This is a genomic window from Actinosynnema sp. NPDC059797, assembly GCF_042732085.1.
Lineage (GTDB): Bacteria > Actinomycetota > Actinomycetes > Mycobacteriales > Pseudonocardiaceae > Actinosynnema.
The window spans coordinates 1-14,871 of sequence record NZ_JBHWIE010000181.1; the positions used below are offsets into that span (position 1 = coordinate 1).

The 14,871-nt window shown below is 72.6% G+C and carries 14 protein-coding genes; 2 read left to right on the forward strand and 12 right to left on the reverse strand.

Features of this window, described 5'->3' with window-relative positions; translation table 11 throughout:
- From ACFV4N_RS29090 to ACFV4N_RS29110, 5 genes are all read right to left on the reverse strand, one after another.
- Positions 1–710: SDR family NAD(P)-dependent oxidoreductase (locus tag ACFV4N_RS29090; protein WP_499675804.1), on the reverse strand; the 710-nt coding region annotated here is incomplete at its 3' end.
- Positions 711–814: 104 nt separating this feature from the next.
- A complete protein-coding gene (locus ACFV4N_RS29095) occupies positions 815–1,087 on the reverse strand; it encodes a hypothetical protein (protein WP_499675805.1) in 273 nt (90 codons plus the stop codon).
- A 15-nt stretch (positions 1,088–1,102) separates the two neighbouring features.
- Positions 1,103–1,255, reverse strand: coding sequence for a hypothetical protein (locus ACFV4N_RS29100; RefSeq protein WP_499675806.1), 153 nt, complete (start codon positions 1,253–1,255; stop codon positions 1,103–1,105).
- A 440-nt stretch (positions 1,256–1,695) separates the two neighbouring features.
- The gene (locus ACFV4N_RS29105) at positions 1,696–2,331 is read right to left on the reverse strand and encodes a UdgX family uracil-DNA binding protein (RefSeq protein WP_499675807.1); all 636 of its coding nucleotides are present in this window, start codon (positions 2,329–2,331) and stop codon (positions 1,696–1,698) included.
- Positions 2,318–2,497, reverse strand: coding sequence for a CsbD family protein (locus tag ACFV4N_RS29110; protein ID WP_499675808.1), 180 nt, complete (start codon positions 2,495–2,497; stop codon positions 2,318–2,320). The genes ACFV4N_RS29105 and ACFV4N_RS29110 overlap by 14 nt, the downstream gene beginning before the upstream one ends.
- A gap of 73 nt (positions 2,498–2,570) precedes the next feature.
- Here ACFV4N_RS29110 and ACFV4N_RS29115 point away from each other — a divergent pair, with 73 nt between their 5' ends.
- A complete protein-coding gene (locus ACFV4N_RS29115) occupies positions 2,571–2,930 on the forward strand; it encodes a VOC family protein (RefSeq protein ID WP_499675809.1) in 360 nt (119 codons plus the stop codon).
- A 210-nt stretch (positions 2,931–3,140) separates the two neighbouring features.
- A complete protein-coding gene (locus tag ACFV4N_RS29120; RefSeq protein ID WP_499675810.1) occupies positions 3,141–3,635 on the forward strand; it encodes an ANTAR domain-containing protein in 495 nt (164 codons plus the stop codon).
- On the opposite strand, the gene treZ is transcribed toward ACFV4N_RS29120, so the two are convergent.
- From treZ to ACFV4N_RS29155, 7 genes are all read right to left on the reverse strand, one after another.
- Entirely contained in the window at positions 3,604–5,325 is a 1,722-nt protein-coding gene (gene treZ / locus ACFV4N_RS29125) for a malto-oligosyltrehalose trehalohydrolase (protein WP_499675811.1), read from the reverse strand. The genes ACFV4N_RS29120 and treZ overlap by 32 nt on opposite strands.
- Positions 5,322–7,478 (reverse strand): malto-oligosyltrehalose synthase, encoded by a 2,157-nt coding sequence (gene treY / locus ACFV4N_RS29130; protein WP_499675812.1) that lies wholly within the window; start codon positions 7,476–7,478, stop codon positions 5,322–5,324. Before treY ends, treZ begins: the two co-directional genes overlap by 4 nt.
- 11 nt (positions 7,479–7,489) lie before the next feature.
- A complete protein-coding gene (gene glgX / locus ACFV4N_RS29135; protein WP_499675813.1) occupies positions 7,490–9,616 on the reverse strand; it encodes a glycogen debranching protein GlgX in 2,127 nt (708 codons plus the stop codon).
- 51 nt (positions 9,617–9,667) lie between these two features.
- Positions 9,668–10,027, reverse strand: a complete 360-nt coding sequence (locus ACFV4N_RS29140) for a hypothetical protein (protein WP_499675814.1) — start codon at positions 10,025–10,027, stop codon at positions 9,668–9,670.
- A gap of 89 nt (positions 10,028–10,116) precedes the next feature.
- A complete protein-coding gene (locus ACFV4N_RS29145; protein ID WP_499675815.1) occupies positions 10,117–11,985 on the reverse strand; it encodes a 4-alpha-glucanotransferase in 1,869 nt (622 codons plus the stop codon).
- A gap of 107 nt (positions 11,986–12,092) precedes the next feature.
- Positions 12,093–13,022 (reverse strand): LacI family DNA-binding transcriptional regulator, encoded by a 930-nt coding sequence (locus tag ACFV4N_RS29150; protein ID WP_499675817.1) that lies wholly within the window; start codon positions 13,020–13,022, stop codon positions 12,093–12,095.
- Positions 13,023–13,542: 520 nt separating this feature from the next.
- Positions 13,543–14,496: an LLM class F420-dependent oxidoreductase gene (locus ACFV4N_RS29155; protein WP_499675816.1), complete on the reverse strand. Its 954-nt coding sequence runs from the start codon at positions 14,494–14,496 to the stop codon at positions 13,543–13,545.
- Positions 14,497–14,871: the final 375 nt, after the last annotated feature.

Sequence of the window (14,871 nt, forward strand, 5' to 3'; positions counted from 1 at the left end):
TCCACGTGGAACCGCGCGCCCGTCACGTACCGGGCCGCGTCCGACGCCAGGAACGCCACCGCGGCGGCGATCTCGTCGGGCTCGGCGCACCGGCCGAGCGCGGTGAACCCGCGGATCACGTCGGCGTTGGGCCCGTCGGCCGGGTTCAGGTCGGTGTCGGTCGCGCCGGGGTGCACCAGGTTCACCGTGATGCCGCGCGGTCCCAGCTCGCGCGCCAGCGCCTTCGTCATACCCTCCAGCGCCGACTTGCTCGACGAGTAGAGCGACAGGCCGGGGAACACCGCGCGCTCCGCGACGTTGCTGCCGATGTTGACGACCCGGCCGCCGTCGCCGAGGTGCGGCAGCGCGGCCTTCACCGCCGCGAACACCGCCCGCACGTTCACCGCGAAGGTCCGGTCGAAGTCCTCGACCCCGAGGTCCTCCACCGGCCCCGCGGTGAAGTCGCCCGCGTTGTTGACCAGGACGTCCAGTCGCCCCAGCACGTCCACGACCTCGTCGACGGCCGCGGCCACCGCGCCCGCGTCGCCGCTGTCGGCCCTGACCACGTGCACCCGCCGACCGAGCGCCTTCACCCGCTCCACCACGTCGTCCGCCGAACCGCGGCACGTCACCGCCACGTCGGCCCCAGATTCAGCCAGCCGCACCGCGATCGCGGCCCCGATACCCCTGCCGCCGCCGGTGACCAGCGCGACCCTGCCTTCGAATTCCATGCCGGAGATGCTGCCGTGGAAGGGCATCCCCTTCCGGCGGGAATCAGACCCGGTGCTGTGCCGGGAAAACCTCCCCACCATGTACGCCCGGAGTCCGGTCGCGATCACCGAGGGGGCGCGGGTGGCGCGGGCACCGAGTGGCGCGGATCAGGTCCGGGGTGATCCCGGAGAAGCGCGAGCCCCGACCACGCGTGCTCGGCGTCGGACCGCCCGTCGTGGCGCGCGAGTTCCAGCAGCGCCCGGAGCACCGGCCTGCGCCGCCCGTGCTGCGACCGCCGGAGGAGCGCCATGGCCTCGGCGGTGACCGGGCCCGCGCAGCTCAGGTCGAAGTCGACGCCGTGCGGGTGCCCCGGCTCAGCCGTCGTCTCGGAGGGCATTGGCCTGCACCTGGATCAGGTCCCCGGTTCGCCGTGCCGGGCGCTCTCCAGGGTCCGCCCGATCGCCTCGACCAGAGCGGGGTCGCGCAGCGCGCCCGGTTCGACCAGCGGGACCCCGGCGAGGTCGAGCAGGTCGGGCGTCGCACCGAGTGGGGAACTCGCCGTCACGTGTCTTAACCCCTCCTGCTTCACCCGTCCGTGCGCGTATCCCCCTCGGCCGCGCCCTTGGCGACGGGGCCCGGCCGCTCCGGCGACCGGCGGCGGGGATCGGGGCGGTCGACTCTAACAGGGACCGGGCCGAACGCCTCCGTCAACGACGCTTTCATTCCCTCACCAGGCACTTTGTGATGAAGGAGATTTTCCGTTGCGAGGTGCCGCGACCCTCGCATAGGTTCGGTCTTACACGAGGAAGGAGGTGGTCCGAAGTTGCATAGCTACAGGACTCGTCGTGAGGTGGCTGTCCGCTAGGACCGGCCTTTCCCAGGTGTGGTCTGGGCGAATCCCAGGCAGCCACCCGGCCCCCGTGACCCCGAGCCCAGTCCAGCTCGGCCCGTGCTGACGCACGGGAAGCGGTCCGGGGGCCGTTTCACTATTCCGGGTTACCCGGATCACCGGCCCAGGTGTTCGCGGACCACGCGGAGGTCAGCCAGGAAGCCCTGGTACGCCTCCTCGCGGTCGGGTGCGCGCAGGACCGCCGACGGGTGGATCGTGGCGATGACGTCGCGACCCTCGTGCCGCTCGACCCGCCCCCGCCGCTCGGTGACCTTGAAGTCGTTGCCGAGCACGGCCTTGGCCGCCACCGCGCCCAGGCACACGACCAGGTCGGGCTCGACCCGCGCCAGTTCGGCGTGCAGCCACGGCAGGCAGGCCGTGACCTCGCCGCGCGCCGGCGACTTGTGGATGCGCCGCTTGCGGCGGGCGTCCTGGATGAACTTGAAGTGCTTGACCGCGTTGGTCAGGTAGACGCCCTCGCGGTCCAGGTCGGCCTCCGCCAGCGCCTTGTCCAGCAGCCTGCCGGCGGGACCGACGAACGGCTCCCCGCGCCGGTCCTCGACGTCGCCGGGCTGCTCGCCGACCAGCAGGAGGCGGGCGTCCTCGGGTCCCGCGCCGAACACCGTCTGCGTGGCGTCCTCGTAGAGGTGACACCCCCGGCAACCGGCCGCCGCACGCCGCAGCGCCGCCAGGTCCGCGCCTTCCGGCACGAACGAGGCGGCGCTGGACTTCGTGCGGCTAGCGGTTGCCACCGAAGGCGTCCTTCACCTTCTCCGCGGCCTGCTTGAGCGAGCCCTTGGCCTGCTCGGCGCGGCCCTCGGCCTGCCACTGCTCGTTGTCGGTGGCGTCGCCGACGGCCTCCTTGGCGCGGCCCTTGAGTTCCTCGGCCTTGTTGTCGAACTTCTCGTCGGCACCCATGAGCCGGTTCCTTCCTCACGACTGCGGTCTCACCAGGTGGATACCCGGCCACCCGTTCGGGAAACCGGTGCGCATGACGTCACACATCGTCGCCGTCGCGATCGACTGCCCTGCCGCGCAGGTCGCCGACCTGACCGGGTTCTGGTGCGCGGCGCTGGGGTACCGGGTGCACCGCCGGTGGCAGGACCCCCGCGGGCTGACCTACACCGAGCTGACCGGCGACGGGCCGATGTTGCTGCTCCAGCCCGTCGAGGACCCCAAGACCGCCAAGAACCGCCTGCACCTGGACATCGCGGCCGAGCGGGACCGGGACGCCGAGGTGGACCGGCTGGTCGGTCTCGGCGCGCGGCGGGCGGGCGGCGACGAGGGGTTGCCGTGGGTGGTGCTCACCGACCCGGCGGGCAACGAGTTCTGCGTCCTCCCGCCACGCTGAGGGCGGTCCAGTTGCACCCGGCCACCCTCTCTCGACTACGGTGATCGTCTACGCGGTTGAAAAGCCAGCCGCAAGCCACCCGCGCCCGAAAGGGCACCAGGGTCAGCGAGAGCTGTGGGCTTGCCTGGGTCGGATACCCGCGTGTCCTTTGGAGCTCTTGCACTGCTGGCCTGGCTGACCGGTACCGAAGTGCGAGAGAGGAGCCCGACCGTGGTCGGGGACAACGGCCGTGACGATTCGCTGACCGCGCGGATCGCCAGCCTCGAGGCCGAGGTGATGGGACTGCGCAAAGCCGTGCAGACGCGCACCGTGATCGGGCAGGCCACGGGCCTGATCTCGGCGGTGCAGGGCTGCACGCCGCAGGAGGGGTTCCAGCTGCTCGTGCGCATGTCGCAGCACCACAACGTGAAGCTGCACACAATAGCGCTGAAGCTGCTCGACCTGTCGGCCGAGCTGGGGCCCCGCCAGGCGGTGCGGGCCGTGCACCTGTCCGCCGAGCCGAACGGCCGGGTCGCGGCGTCCGAGTGGCCCGGGGTCGACGTGGTCCACGCGGCCCGGCGGTTGGTCGCGGCGTACGACGCGGCGCAGGAGGGCGCGGAGGACGAGCGCCCCGAGGTGCGAAGACAGCTGGCCGACCAGGTGACCCTGGCCGGCCAGCTGCTCGCGGAGAAGCTCACCGAGGTGGGCTGGCTGCCGGGGGACTGAGCACGGCGAACGAGTCGCCGGGCAGGTGTGCGACCTGCCCGGTGACCTTCACCCCTGCCGAGGCCAGCAGCACGTCGAGCGGCTCGGTGTCGAGCGTCACCTCGGTGTCCGGGCCGAGGTTGCACACCACGCGCGACTCGCCCCGGTGCAGCACCAGGACCTGGCCCTGCTCGCGCACGTCGAACCGGTCCAGCCTCGGGTCGGCCAGCTCGGGCCTGCTCCGGCGCAGCGCGATCAGCGCCCGGTAGGTCTCCAGCAGCTCCCGGTGCCCGTCCTCGGCCACCTCGTCCCAGCGGAGCACCGAGCGCCGCGCGGTGCCCGGGTCCATCGGGTCGGGCACCTCCTGCTCGTCCCACCCGTGCCTGCCGAACTCGCGCCGCCGGCCGGTGCGCACCGCCTCGGCCAGCTCGGGGTCGGGGAACGAGGCGAAGAACTGCCAGGGCGTGCTCGCCGCCCACTCCTCCCCCATGAAGATCATCGGCGTGTACGGGGAGCACAGCACGATCGCGGCGCCCACGGCGAGGCGGCGCGTCGACACCGTCGCCGACAGCCGGTCACCGGTGGCCCGGTTGCCGACCTGGTCGTGGTTCTGGAGGTAGGCCAGGAACCGGTAGCCCGGCAGCCTGGGGTCGACCGGGCGGCCGTGGTGCCGGCCCCGGAACGACGACCAGGTGTTCGCGTGGAGGAACACCTCGCGCAGGGTCCTGCCGAGCTGCCCCTCGAAGTCCGGGTAGTAGCCGAACGTCTCGCCGCTGAGCGCCACGTGCAGCGCGTGGTGCAGGTCGTCGGCCCACTGGGCGTGCAGGCCGTGGCCGCCCGCCTCGCGCGCGGTGACCAGGCGGGCGTCGTTGAGGTCGGACTCGGCGATCAGGGTGAGCGGCCGGCCCAGTCCCGCGGACAGCGCGTCCACCTCGACGGCCAGCTGCTCCAGCACGTGCACCGCGCTCCGGTCCACCAGCGCGTGCACGGCGTCCAGCCGCAGCCCGTCGACGTGGAAGTCGCGCAGCCAGCCCAGCGCGTTGTCGATCACGTACCGGCGCACCTCGTCGGCGCCCTCGCCGTCGAGGTTGAGGCCGGGGCCCCAGTCGTTGCTGCCCGCGAAGTACGGCCCGAACCGGTCGAGGTACGCGCCGGACGGCCCGAGGTGGTTGTAGACCACGTCGAGCAGCACGGCGAGCCCGCGCGCGTGGCAGGCGTCGACGAACCGCTTGAACCCGTCGGGCCCGCCGTAGGGCTCGTGCACCGCGCCCCACAGCACACCGTCGTAACCCCACCCGGTGGTTCCGTCGAAGGAGTTGACCGGCATCACCTCGACGTGGGTGATCCCCAGCGACACCAGGTGATCCAGTCGCTCGATCGCGCCATCAAATGTGCCGGATGGGGTGAACGTGCCGATGTGCAGCTCGTAGATCACCGCGCCGGGCAGCCCGCGCCCGGTCCACGCCGAGTCGGTCCAGCTGAACGCCGAGTGGTCGTACACCCGCGACGCGGCGTGCACGCCGTTCGGCTGCCACAGCGACCGCGGGTCGGGCAGGGCGTCGCCGTCGAGCACGAACGCGTAGTCCGCGCCCGCCTCCCGGGGCACGTCCGCGTGCCACCAGCCGTCCTGCCCGGCGACCATGTCGTGGTCGCGCCCGTCGACCCGGACCAGGACGCGTTCCCGCGTCGGGGCCCACACCGAGAAAGTCACAGATCTCCTCGCACCAGCAGCGCCACCGGGTAGCGGTCCAACAGTTCGGCCAGGCGGGGTGAGGCAGGTCGGGAGGTCAGCACGTCGGTCCACTCCCCCGGCGGCAGCGGCAGCACCGTGTCGCCCCACCCGCCCGCGTTCGCCAACCCCACCGGAAGTCGGGTGGCCACCGCAACCACACCGGTGCGCTCGAACGCCACTGCGTGAGGTGCGGCCGGACCGGAGGCGGGCAGCGGCCGGTAGCCGCGGAACAGCTCGGGCCGCTCCCGGCGCAGCCGCAGCGCGCGGTGCACCACGAGCAGCTTGGCCGCGCCCGAGTCGTCCACGTCCGGCAGCCAGCCCTCCTCGATGCGCCGCAGCAGCCGGCGCCGCACGCCGTAGTCGACCGGGCGGCGGTTGTCGGGGTCGACCAGCGACAGGTCCCACAGCTCGGTGCCCTGGTAGACGTCGGGCACGCCGGGCGCGGTGAGCTGGACCAGCTTCTGGCCCAGCGCGTTGGACCAGCCGGGCCCCACGACCCGGTCGACGAACTCCGCCACGTCGGCCGCCACCGGCCCGTCGAGCACCTGGTCGGGCCACGCGGCGACGGCCGCCTCGAACTCCTCGTCGTGGTCGGTCCAGGTGGTGCGGACCTTCGACTCCTTGGCCGCCTTGTCCAGGTAGGCGCGCATCCGGTCGGCCGTGATCGGCCACGCGCCCACCAGCGACTGCCACGCCAGCGCGTTGAGCGACGGCTCCTCGATCGGGTGCGCGGCGGTCCACCGGCGCACGCGCTCGGCGAACTCGCCGGGGATCTCGGACAGCACCGCGAGCCTGGCCCGCACGTCCTCGGACCGCTTGGTGTCGTGCGTGGACAGGGCGGTCATGGTGTGCGGCGCGCCCGCCTCGCGCAGGGCCGCCCGCTGGTGGAACTCGGCGGGCGGCACGCCGAACCGGTCGGGCGCGCCGCCCACCTCGTTGAGCGCGACGAACCGGGTGTACCGGTAGAACGCGGTGTCCTCGGTGCCCTTGGCGACCACCATGCCGGAGGTCTGCTGGATGCGGGTGGCCAGCTCGCCGCCCGGGTCGGCCCGGACCTGCTCGTCCAGCGCCCGCGCGGCCGGCGATCCCACCTTGGCCACCGCCGCCGCCCACGCGTCCCGCCCCTCGGGCAGGTAGGAGCGGTAGACCGGGAAGTTGACCATGACCTCGGCCACGGCCCGCTCGGCCTGCTCCCGGTCCGGGTGCCGCACCAGCGCGGCGATCCGGCGCACCTCGGCGCGCAGGATGGTGTTCGCGACCAGCTCGCGGCTCTCGTGCTCGACGGCGGCGAAGTCGACGGGCACGCCCAGCTCGCGGGCCAGTTCGGTGATGCCCCCCTCGCCCGCCGGGTCGACGAACAGCCCGCACACCTCGCGCAGCGCGTCGTAGCCCGTGGTGCCCTCGACCGGCCAGCTCGCGGGTAGCGCCTCGTCCACGCCGAGGATCTTCTCCACCACCAGCCACGTGCCCGAGCGCTCCTTGAGCCGCCGCACGTAGCCGCCGGGGTCGGCCAGGCCGTCCGGGTGGTCCACCCGCAGGCCCGTCACCTCGCCCGCGGCCACCCAGCGCAGCACCTCGCCGTGCGTGGCCTCGAACACCTCCGGGTCCTCGACGCGCACGCCGGCCAGCGTGGTGATGTCGAAGAACCGCCGGTAGTTCAGCTCGGTGTTGCCGCGCCGCCAGAACGCCAGCCGGTAGTGCTCGTGCTCCTCCTCCGAGTCCTCGTCGGCGGCGAAGGGCAGCAGGAGCTTGCCGGAGTCCCAGTCGACGTCGAAGTAGTCCGCGTACCGCGACGCGCGGCCGTGCCGCAGCACGTCCCACCACCAGGGGTTGGCGTCGTCGTGGTCGACGGCCATGTGGTTGGGCACGATGTCGAGCACGAACCCGAGGCCGGCGCCCCTCAGCGCCTTGCTCAGCGCCACCCGGCCCGACTCGCCGCCCAGCTCGTCGCGGGCCTTCGTCGGGTCGGTGACGTCGTAGCCGTGCGTGGAGCCGGGCACGGCCTCCAGCAGCGGCGACGCGTACAGGGCGCCCGCGCCCAGCGCGTCCAGGTAGTCGACCACCGCCTCCGCGTCGGCGAAGGTGAAGTCGGGGGTGAACTGGATCCGGTAGGTCGAGGAAGGCTCGTTCATCGAAGGCTCGTTCATTCCACGCCCGTCCGCTGGAGCACGACCAGGGAGCGGCTGGTGACGGTGAGCCTGCCGCCGGCCGGGATGGGGTCCTCGCCCAGCTCGGGGGTGACCACGGCGCCGGTGGCGGTGTCCACGACCACGGTCCACTGGGGGCCGTAGCCGGGTTCGGGGAGGGTGATCTCGATGTCCTCGTGGTGCGCGTTGAAGGCGAGCAGGAACGAGTCGTCGAGCACGCGCATGCCGCGCTGGTCGAGGTCGGGGATGCCCTCGCCGTTGAGGAACACGACGATGCACTTGCCGAACCCGTCGTCCCAGTTCTGCTCCTGCATCTCCTCGCCCGCGGGGGTGAACCAGGCGATGTCGCGCAGCTCGTCGCCCTTGCGGATGGGTTTGCCCTGGAAGAACCGGCGGCGGCGCAGCACCGGGTGCTGCTTGCGGAACTCGGTGAGCGCGGCGGTGAACTCGACCAGGTCGCGGTTCTTCTCCACCAGCGACCAGTCGACCCAGGACAGCTCGGTGTCCTGGCAGTAGGCGTTGTTGTTGCCCTGCTGGGTGCGGCCCAGCTCGTCGCCGTGCAGCAGCATCGGCACGCCCTGCGACAGCAGCAGGGTGGCCAGCATGTTGCGCCGCTGCCGCGCCCGCAGCTCGTTGACCTCCGGGTCGTCGGTGGGTCCCTCGACGCCGCAGTTCCACGACCGGTTGTCGTCGGCGCCGTCGCGGCCGTCCTCGCCGTTGGCCTCGTTGTGCTTGTCGTTGTAGGAGACCAGGTCGTTGAGGGTGAAGCCGTCGTGGGCGGTGACGAAGTTGATCGAGGCGTACGGCCGCCGCCCGTCGTCCTTGTAGAGGTCCGACGAACCCGTGATGCGGGAGGCGAACTCGCCGAGCGTGGCCGGCTCGCCGCGCCAGAAGTCGCGCACCGTGTCGCGGTACTTGCCGTTCCACTCGGTCCACAGCGGCGGGAAGTTGCCCACCTGGTAGCCGCCGGGGCCGACGTCCCAGGGCTCGGCGATGAGCTTGACCTGGCTGACCACGGGGTCCTGCTGCACCAGGTCGAAGAACGTGGACAGCCGGTCCACGTCGTAGAACTCCCGGGCCAGGGTGGCGGCGAGGTCGAAGCGGAACCCGTCCACCCGCATCTCGGTCACCCAGTAGCGCAGCGAGTCCATGATCAGCTGGAGGGTGTGCGGGCTGCGCACGTTCAGCGAGTTCCCGGTGCCCGTGTAGTCCATGTAGAACTTCTGCTCGTCGTCGACCAACCGGTAGTAGGCCTGGTTGTCGATGCCGCGCATGGACAGCGTGGGGCCCAGGTGGTTGCCCTCGGCAGTGTGGTTGTAGACCACGTCGAGGATGACCTCGATGTTCGCCTCGTGCAGGGCGCGCACCATGCCCTTGAACTCCTGGACCTGGCCCGCGTTCTCCGGCAGCGCCGCGTAGCCCTCGTGCGGCGCGAAGAACCCGATCGTGTTGTAGCCCCAGTAGTTGCGCAGGCCCTTCTGCTCCAGGCCGTGGTCGCTGATGAACTGGTGCACCGGCATCAGCTCGATCGCGGTCACGCCCAGGCCCTTCAGGTGCTCGATCACCGCCGGGTGCGCCAGGCCCGCGTAGGTGCCCCGCAGCCGCTGCGGCACCTCCGGGTGCAGCATGGTCAGGCCCTTGACGTGGGCCTCGTAGATGACCGTCTCGTTGTAGGGCGTCTTCGGCGGGCGGTCGTTGGCCCAGTCGAAGAACGGGTTGACCACCACCGACAGCGGCACGTGACCGGCCGAGTCCTGGTCGTTGCGCTCCTCCGGCGACCCGAACGGGTAGCCGAACAGGGACTCGTGCCACTTCACCGCGCCGGTGATCGCCTTCGCGTACGGGTCGATCAGCAGCTTGTTGGGGTTGCACCGCAGACCGCGCTCGGGGTCGTGGGGACCGTGCACGCGGTAGCCGTACTTCTGCCCGGGGCCGACGCCGAGGAGGTAGCCGTGGTGGACGAAGCCGTCCACCTCCGGCAGCCTCACGCGCGTCTCGGTCCCGTCGTCGTCGAACAGGCACAGCTCGACGTAGTCCGCGACCTCCGAGAAGAGGGTGAAATTCGTGCCGACGCCGTCATAACTCGCGCCGAGCGGGTAGGGAGTTCCGGGCCAGGGCCGCACAGGGTTTCCTCCGGACGAGCTTTAAGACGTTCCGACCCCTACCGTTCTAAATCAGGACCTGCCGCGGTGCGACCTGGCGAGCTGTCCACGTGCTGCAACCAACAGCAGGCGGGCTTCCTGGAGCTCCGAGTAGCGGAGGTGCTCCGCGGCGGCCTCGGCGCAGGCGACGGCCTGGCCCAGCGCCGGGTTCGAGCCGACGTCCGCGCGCCGCAGGGCGTCCCGCAGGGACTCCTCGGCGTGGTGGGCGCCGGACAGCGGGTCGGCGAGGTTGGACGGCCGCACGGCGGTGAGGACCCGTTCGACGGCCGCTTCGAGGACGTCGGCGGGACTCGGGACGGCGGTCGTGACGGGGGCGGTCTGTGCGGGCAGCTCGGGCAACAACCCGGTGCGGGAGACCAGCTCGGTGTTCACGGGTGAATGCCACCTCCAACCATGGCGCGGGTGACGGGCTTGACCATACTCCGCAGGTGGGCGGCCTGCGGTTGCGTGCGTGTTGCGGATCATCGGCCGCGCCCGGCGGCGAGTGCGGCGGCCACCTCGCGCACGCGCGGGTGGTCGAACAGGTCCGCGAGCGCGACGGGGAGCGGTATCCGCCAGTTCGGGTACTGGTCCGTGGTGCCGGGCAGGTTGGGCTGGCGGGTCTCGCCCAACGCGTCCTGCGGTGAGGTCAGCACCAGCACCGAACGGGCTTTCGCCAGCAGCGCGTGGAACGCGGTAACCAGGTCATCGGCCGGTACCCCCTCCTGCTCGAGCAGTTCGACCAACTCTCCCCGCTCGCGCGCGGCTGCCTCGTATTCCCCTTCCGGGGGTCCTTCAAACTGCCCCAGTTCGGCTCGCACCCGAACGTGTTCCGCGGCCAGGAAGCCGGCCACGGTGGGCAGGTCGTGGGTGGAGATGCTCGCCATGGCGGACTCGCGCCACTTCTCCGGCGGGATCAGCGGGTGGCCGGGCAGGTCGTAGTCGCGCTGGAACCACAGCACCGCCGAGCTGAGCATGCCGTGCTCGTGCAGCGACTCGGTGACCTTCGGCTCCACCGTGCCCAGGTCCTCGCCGACCACGACGGCGCCCGCGCGGTGCGCCTCCAGCGTCAGCACGGCCAGCATCGCGTCCGCGTCGTAGTGCACGTACGTGCCGCGCTTGGGCGGCTCGCCCGGCGGGATCCACCACAGCCGCCACAGGCCGGCGACGTGGTCGATGCGGATGCCGTCGGCGTGCCGCAGCACGCTGCGCACCACCGCCCGGAACGGCTCGTAGCCCTGCTCGGCGAGCCGGTCGGGCCGCCACGGCGGCAGGTTCCAGTCCTGGCCGAGCTGGCTGAACGCGTCCGGCGGCGCACCGACCGTGACGGCGGGCGCGAAGGCGTCGCGCCAGGCCCACGTGTCGGCGCCACCGGGGTGCACCCCGACGGGGAGGTCGTGCACGACGCCGACTGACATACCCGAATCGTGCGCCGCGCTTCGAGCCCGATCCAGTTGCTGCTCGCACAATTCTTGCAGCCAAGCGTGGAACATCACTCGTTCGTGTGAGGGTGTGGCGGTCGCCGGATTCCGCTGCTCAGGGGGCCAGGTACGCCAATCGGGGCCGTGCTCCTCGGCCAGCGCGCAGAACCTCGCGAACTCCAGCAGGTCGCCCTCCGGCTCGCGGTGCTCCTCGTGCCGCCACAGCAGCTCCAGCGCCCGCGCCTTGGCGCGCCACACCGCGTCGTAGTCGATCAGCGCGGTGTCGTCGGGCGGGCGCAGCGCGTCGACCTCGGCCCGGGTCCGCTCGTCGGCCCGCCGGTACGCCGGGACGTCGGTGATCCTCAGGTAGAGGGGGTTGGCGTAGCGGCGGCTCGACGGCGAGTACGGCGAGCGCTCCACCGGCTCGGTCGGGCTGATCGCCTGCACGGGGTTGACCAGCAGCACGCCCGCGCCCAGCTCCTCGGCGCTGCGCCGGGCCAGGGTGGCGAGGTCGCCGTAGTCGCCCATGCCCCACGACTCGGCCGAGCGCATCGCGTAGAGCTGGAGCATCCAGCCCCAGGCGCGCGGCACCGGTTCCAGGCGGCGCGGCGCCACGATCACCGTGCGGTCGCCGAGCCGGTGGTAGCCCAGCGGCAGGGCGGCGGGCAGCCGCACCTCGCCGCCCCCTTCGAGGAGGACGGAGCCGTCCTCGTCGAGCACGTCGCCCTCGCGCAGCACGATCGTCCGCGGCGGCGGTTCCGGCGCGGCCAGGGCGCGGCGGACCGCCTCCGGGCTGGAGGCGTCCACGTCCAGCTGCGCCAGGACGGCCACCACGACGTCGGCGTCGACGTCCGCTCGGCGTTGGTTGGCGTCCTCGTAATGGGTGGCCACGCCGTGGGCCTCGGCCAGTGCCGCGAGCTCGTCGTCCACGCCGGACAGCTTCGTCTCCTCAGGTCGGCCGAAGCCAGGCCGGGCAGGCCTGGTCACCCGAAGGTTGCAGGATGTTCTCCCGGGTTAATGGCCGGCGCGGCGCGAGTTCAAACACGCGGTCCGGAGGAATCCCTGACGACCAGTCGGACCGCGGGCGGTTCGGGGTCGGCGGGCTCGCCGCGCAGCCCGGCCAGCAGCGCGTCGACGGCGTGCTCGCCGCGCTCCCGCCAGGCGACCTCGACCGCGGTGATGCCCACCGCGCGGGTCAGGTCGGCGCCCTCCAGGCTGACGATCGAGACGTCGCCGGGCACCGCCCGCCCGTCGCGGCGCAGCCGCAGGAAGACGCCGAGCGCCACCTCGCCGCTGGAGCTGATGACCGCCGTCGGCAGCCGCTCGGCGTCCAGCAGCGCGTCCACCACCTGCTCGCCGCCCGCGACGGTCGGCGAGGACCACAGGGTCCACTCGGGACGCACCCGGAGCCCGCCCTCGGCCAGCAGCTCGTCGGAGGTCTCGTCGACGTCGCCGGCGACGTCACCGGCCACCACGAACGCGACGTCCCGGTGACCCAGCCCGGCCAGGTGCTCCACGGCCAGCCGCAGCGCCTCGCGCGGGTCGTCGTCGCGCACCTCCACCACCGGCACGCCCAGGCCCGTTAGCGCGGCCCCCTCGGCCTCGCCGAGGTCGACGGACAGCGCGAGCACGCCGTCGACCCGGCGCGCCAGCGGCAGCTCCTCGAAGAACCGGGACCGCGCCTCGGGCTCCTTGAGCACGTAGAGGAGGACGTCGTAGCCCGCCTGCCGCAGGGCGCCCTCGGCGCCGGCCAGCAACTCGCCCCGGCCGACGTCGGCGGTCAGCACCGCGATGGCGTACCGCCGCCCGCCCGCCAGGCTCGACGCGTCGCGGGCGATCGCGTACCGCATCCGCTTGGCGACCTCCGTGACGTACCGGCGGGTCGCCTCCGAGACCCCGGGCTCACCGCGCAGCGCCCGCGACACCGTCGCCGCGGACACCCCGGCCGCCCGCGCCACGTCGGACATGCTCGTCAACTTCCACCTCCCGGCCTGGTACGAGCCTAGCCAGGACCGCGTGGTGCCCCGGTCACGCGCGTCACGTGCACCCGCCCCACCCCGAGGACGGCTTCCCAGGCGGCGAGTCCCAGGCGGCGAGTCCCGGACAGCGAGTCCCGGACAGCGAGTCCCGCGTCAAACGGCGCGCCGACCGGCCCTTCCCCAACACCTCACCGTGCTTGAACTAAGTTCAATAAGCGCTCGACATGGGCTTGACCAGCGAAAACAAGACTTCGTGCCGTTACCGCCCGCACACCGCCAGTCCGCAATGCACCGCCAGCCCAGCGCACACCACCAGCCCCTCGGGCACCGCCCATCCATCGCGTACCGCCGGCCCTCCAGCAGGACCGGCGGCGGCCCGCTCATCGGGACCAGCGGCGGGGCGGACAGGACCAGCGCAGCAGGGCCACGGACAGGTCGGTGCCAGGACCGTGCGCGGGATCAGCGGCAGGATCAGCGGCGGGGTCAGTGGCGGGATCGGTGGTGGCGGTCAGGCGTTCGGGGCGAGGGCGCGCGCCAGGTCGAGCTGGTCGGCGCCGGTGGGCAGGACGGCGATGACCGGGGTGTCCACCCCGTTGGCCGCGTACTCGGCCACCTTGCGGCGGCACTCGTCCGCGCTGCCGTGCACGATCAGGTCGTCCACGACCCGGTCGGGGATCAGCGCGCCCGCGCCCCGCCGGTCGCCCGCCGCCCACGCCTCGTGCATCGGTCGCAGCTCCTCGCCGCGCCCCAGCCACTCGTGGAAGGCCGCGTAGGCGGGCACGGTGAGGTAGGTGCTGATCAACATGCGCCCGAGCGCGCGGGCCGCGTCCGCGTCCTCGGTCGGACAGACGAAGATGCGGGCGGCCAGCTCGGACCCGTCACCCAGCTCCGCGCGCACCTTGGGCACGTCGCCCGCGCCGAGCCAGTTGGTGATGGCGCCGTCCGCCTCGCGCCCGGCCAGCCGGAGCATGCCGGGGCGCAGGGCGGCCAGCATGATCGGCGGCGCTTCGGCGGGCACCCGCTCCAACCGGAACCCGCGCACCGAGAACGTCTCGTAGTCCTCGGTCACCTTCTCGCCGCTCAGCGCGGCCTTGAGGAAGCGGAGGGTGTCGCGCGTGCGCTTGAACGGCTCGCGGAACTCCACGCCGTTCCACCGCTGCACGATCGCCGGCGAGGACGACCCGATGCCCAGCACGAACCGCCCGCCGGAGACCTCGGCCAGGGTGGCGGCCGACATGGCGAGGGTGGCCGGGCCGCGCGTGTAGGTGGGGACGATCGCGGTGCCCAGCCGCACCCGGTCCGACCACTGCGAGGCCAGCGCGAGCGGGGTGAAGGCGTCCGTGCCCGCGGTCTCGGCCGACCACACGTCGGTGTAACCGAGGTCGGCCAGTTCGGCCACCAGGTCGCGGTGGTCGAGCACCGGCACACCGGTCAACGGCAGGGTGATTCCCCAACGGGCCACGATCGCCTCCCTGAGCGTCCGGCCGCCACCGTACCGCAGGTACCGACCAGTCGGTATGCCCTCCCGGAACCACCACACCGACGAGTCGGGCACCACCGGCCCCGCCCCGCGCAGTCATCCGCATAGTCATCCGCGCAGCGTCTGCGCAGTCGTCCACGCAGTCCTCGGCCCGCGCCGCAGGCAAGGTTCTCCGGGCACCACCGGCCCTGCCCTGCACAGCCGTCCGCCCTGCCCTGCACAGCCGTCCGCCCTGCCCTGCACAGCCGTCCGCCCTGCCCTGCACAGCCGTCCGCCCTGCCACTCGCTCGTCCGAGCGGGAGTGGCAGGGCGGGTCGGGGCGGGGTCCGAGGTTTATGGCCCGCGCCCCCCCCCCAC

Excerpts from the sequence above, each read along its gene's own strand:
- ACFV4N_RS29150 (WP_499675817.1), bottom strand. The coding sequence starts at position 13,022 with ATGTCCGACGTGGCGCGGGCGGCCGGGGTGTCCGCGGCGACGGTGTCG.
- ACFV4N_RS29110 (WP_499675808.1), bottom strand. The coding sequence starts at position 2,497 with ATGGGTGCCGACGAGAAGTTCGACAACAAGGCCGAGGAACTCAAGGGC.
- ACFV4N_RS29095 (WP_499675805.1), bottom strand. The coding sequence starts at position 1,087 with ATGCCCTCCGAGACGACGGCTGAGCCGGGGCACCCGCACGGCGTCGAC.
- treY (WP_499675812.1), bottom strand. The coding sequence starts at position 7,478 with ATGAACGAGCCTTCCTCGACCTACCGGATCCAGTTCACCCCCGACTTC.
- ACFV4N_RS29115 (WP_499675809.1), top strand. The coding sequence starts at position 2,571 with ATGACGTCACACATCGTCGCCGTCGCGATCGACTGCCCTGCCGCGCAG.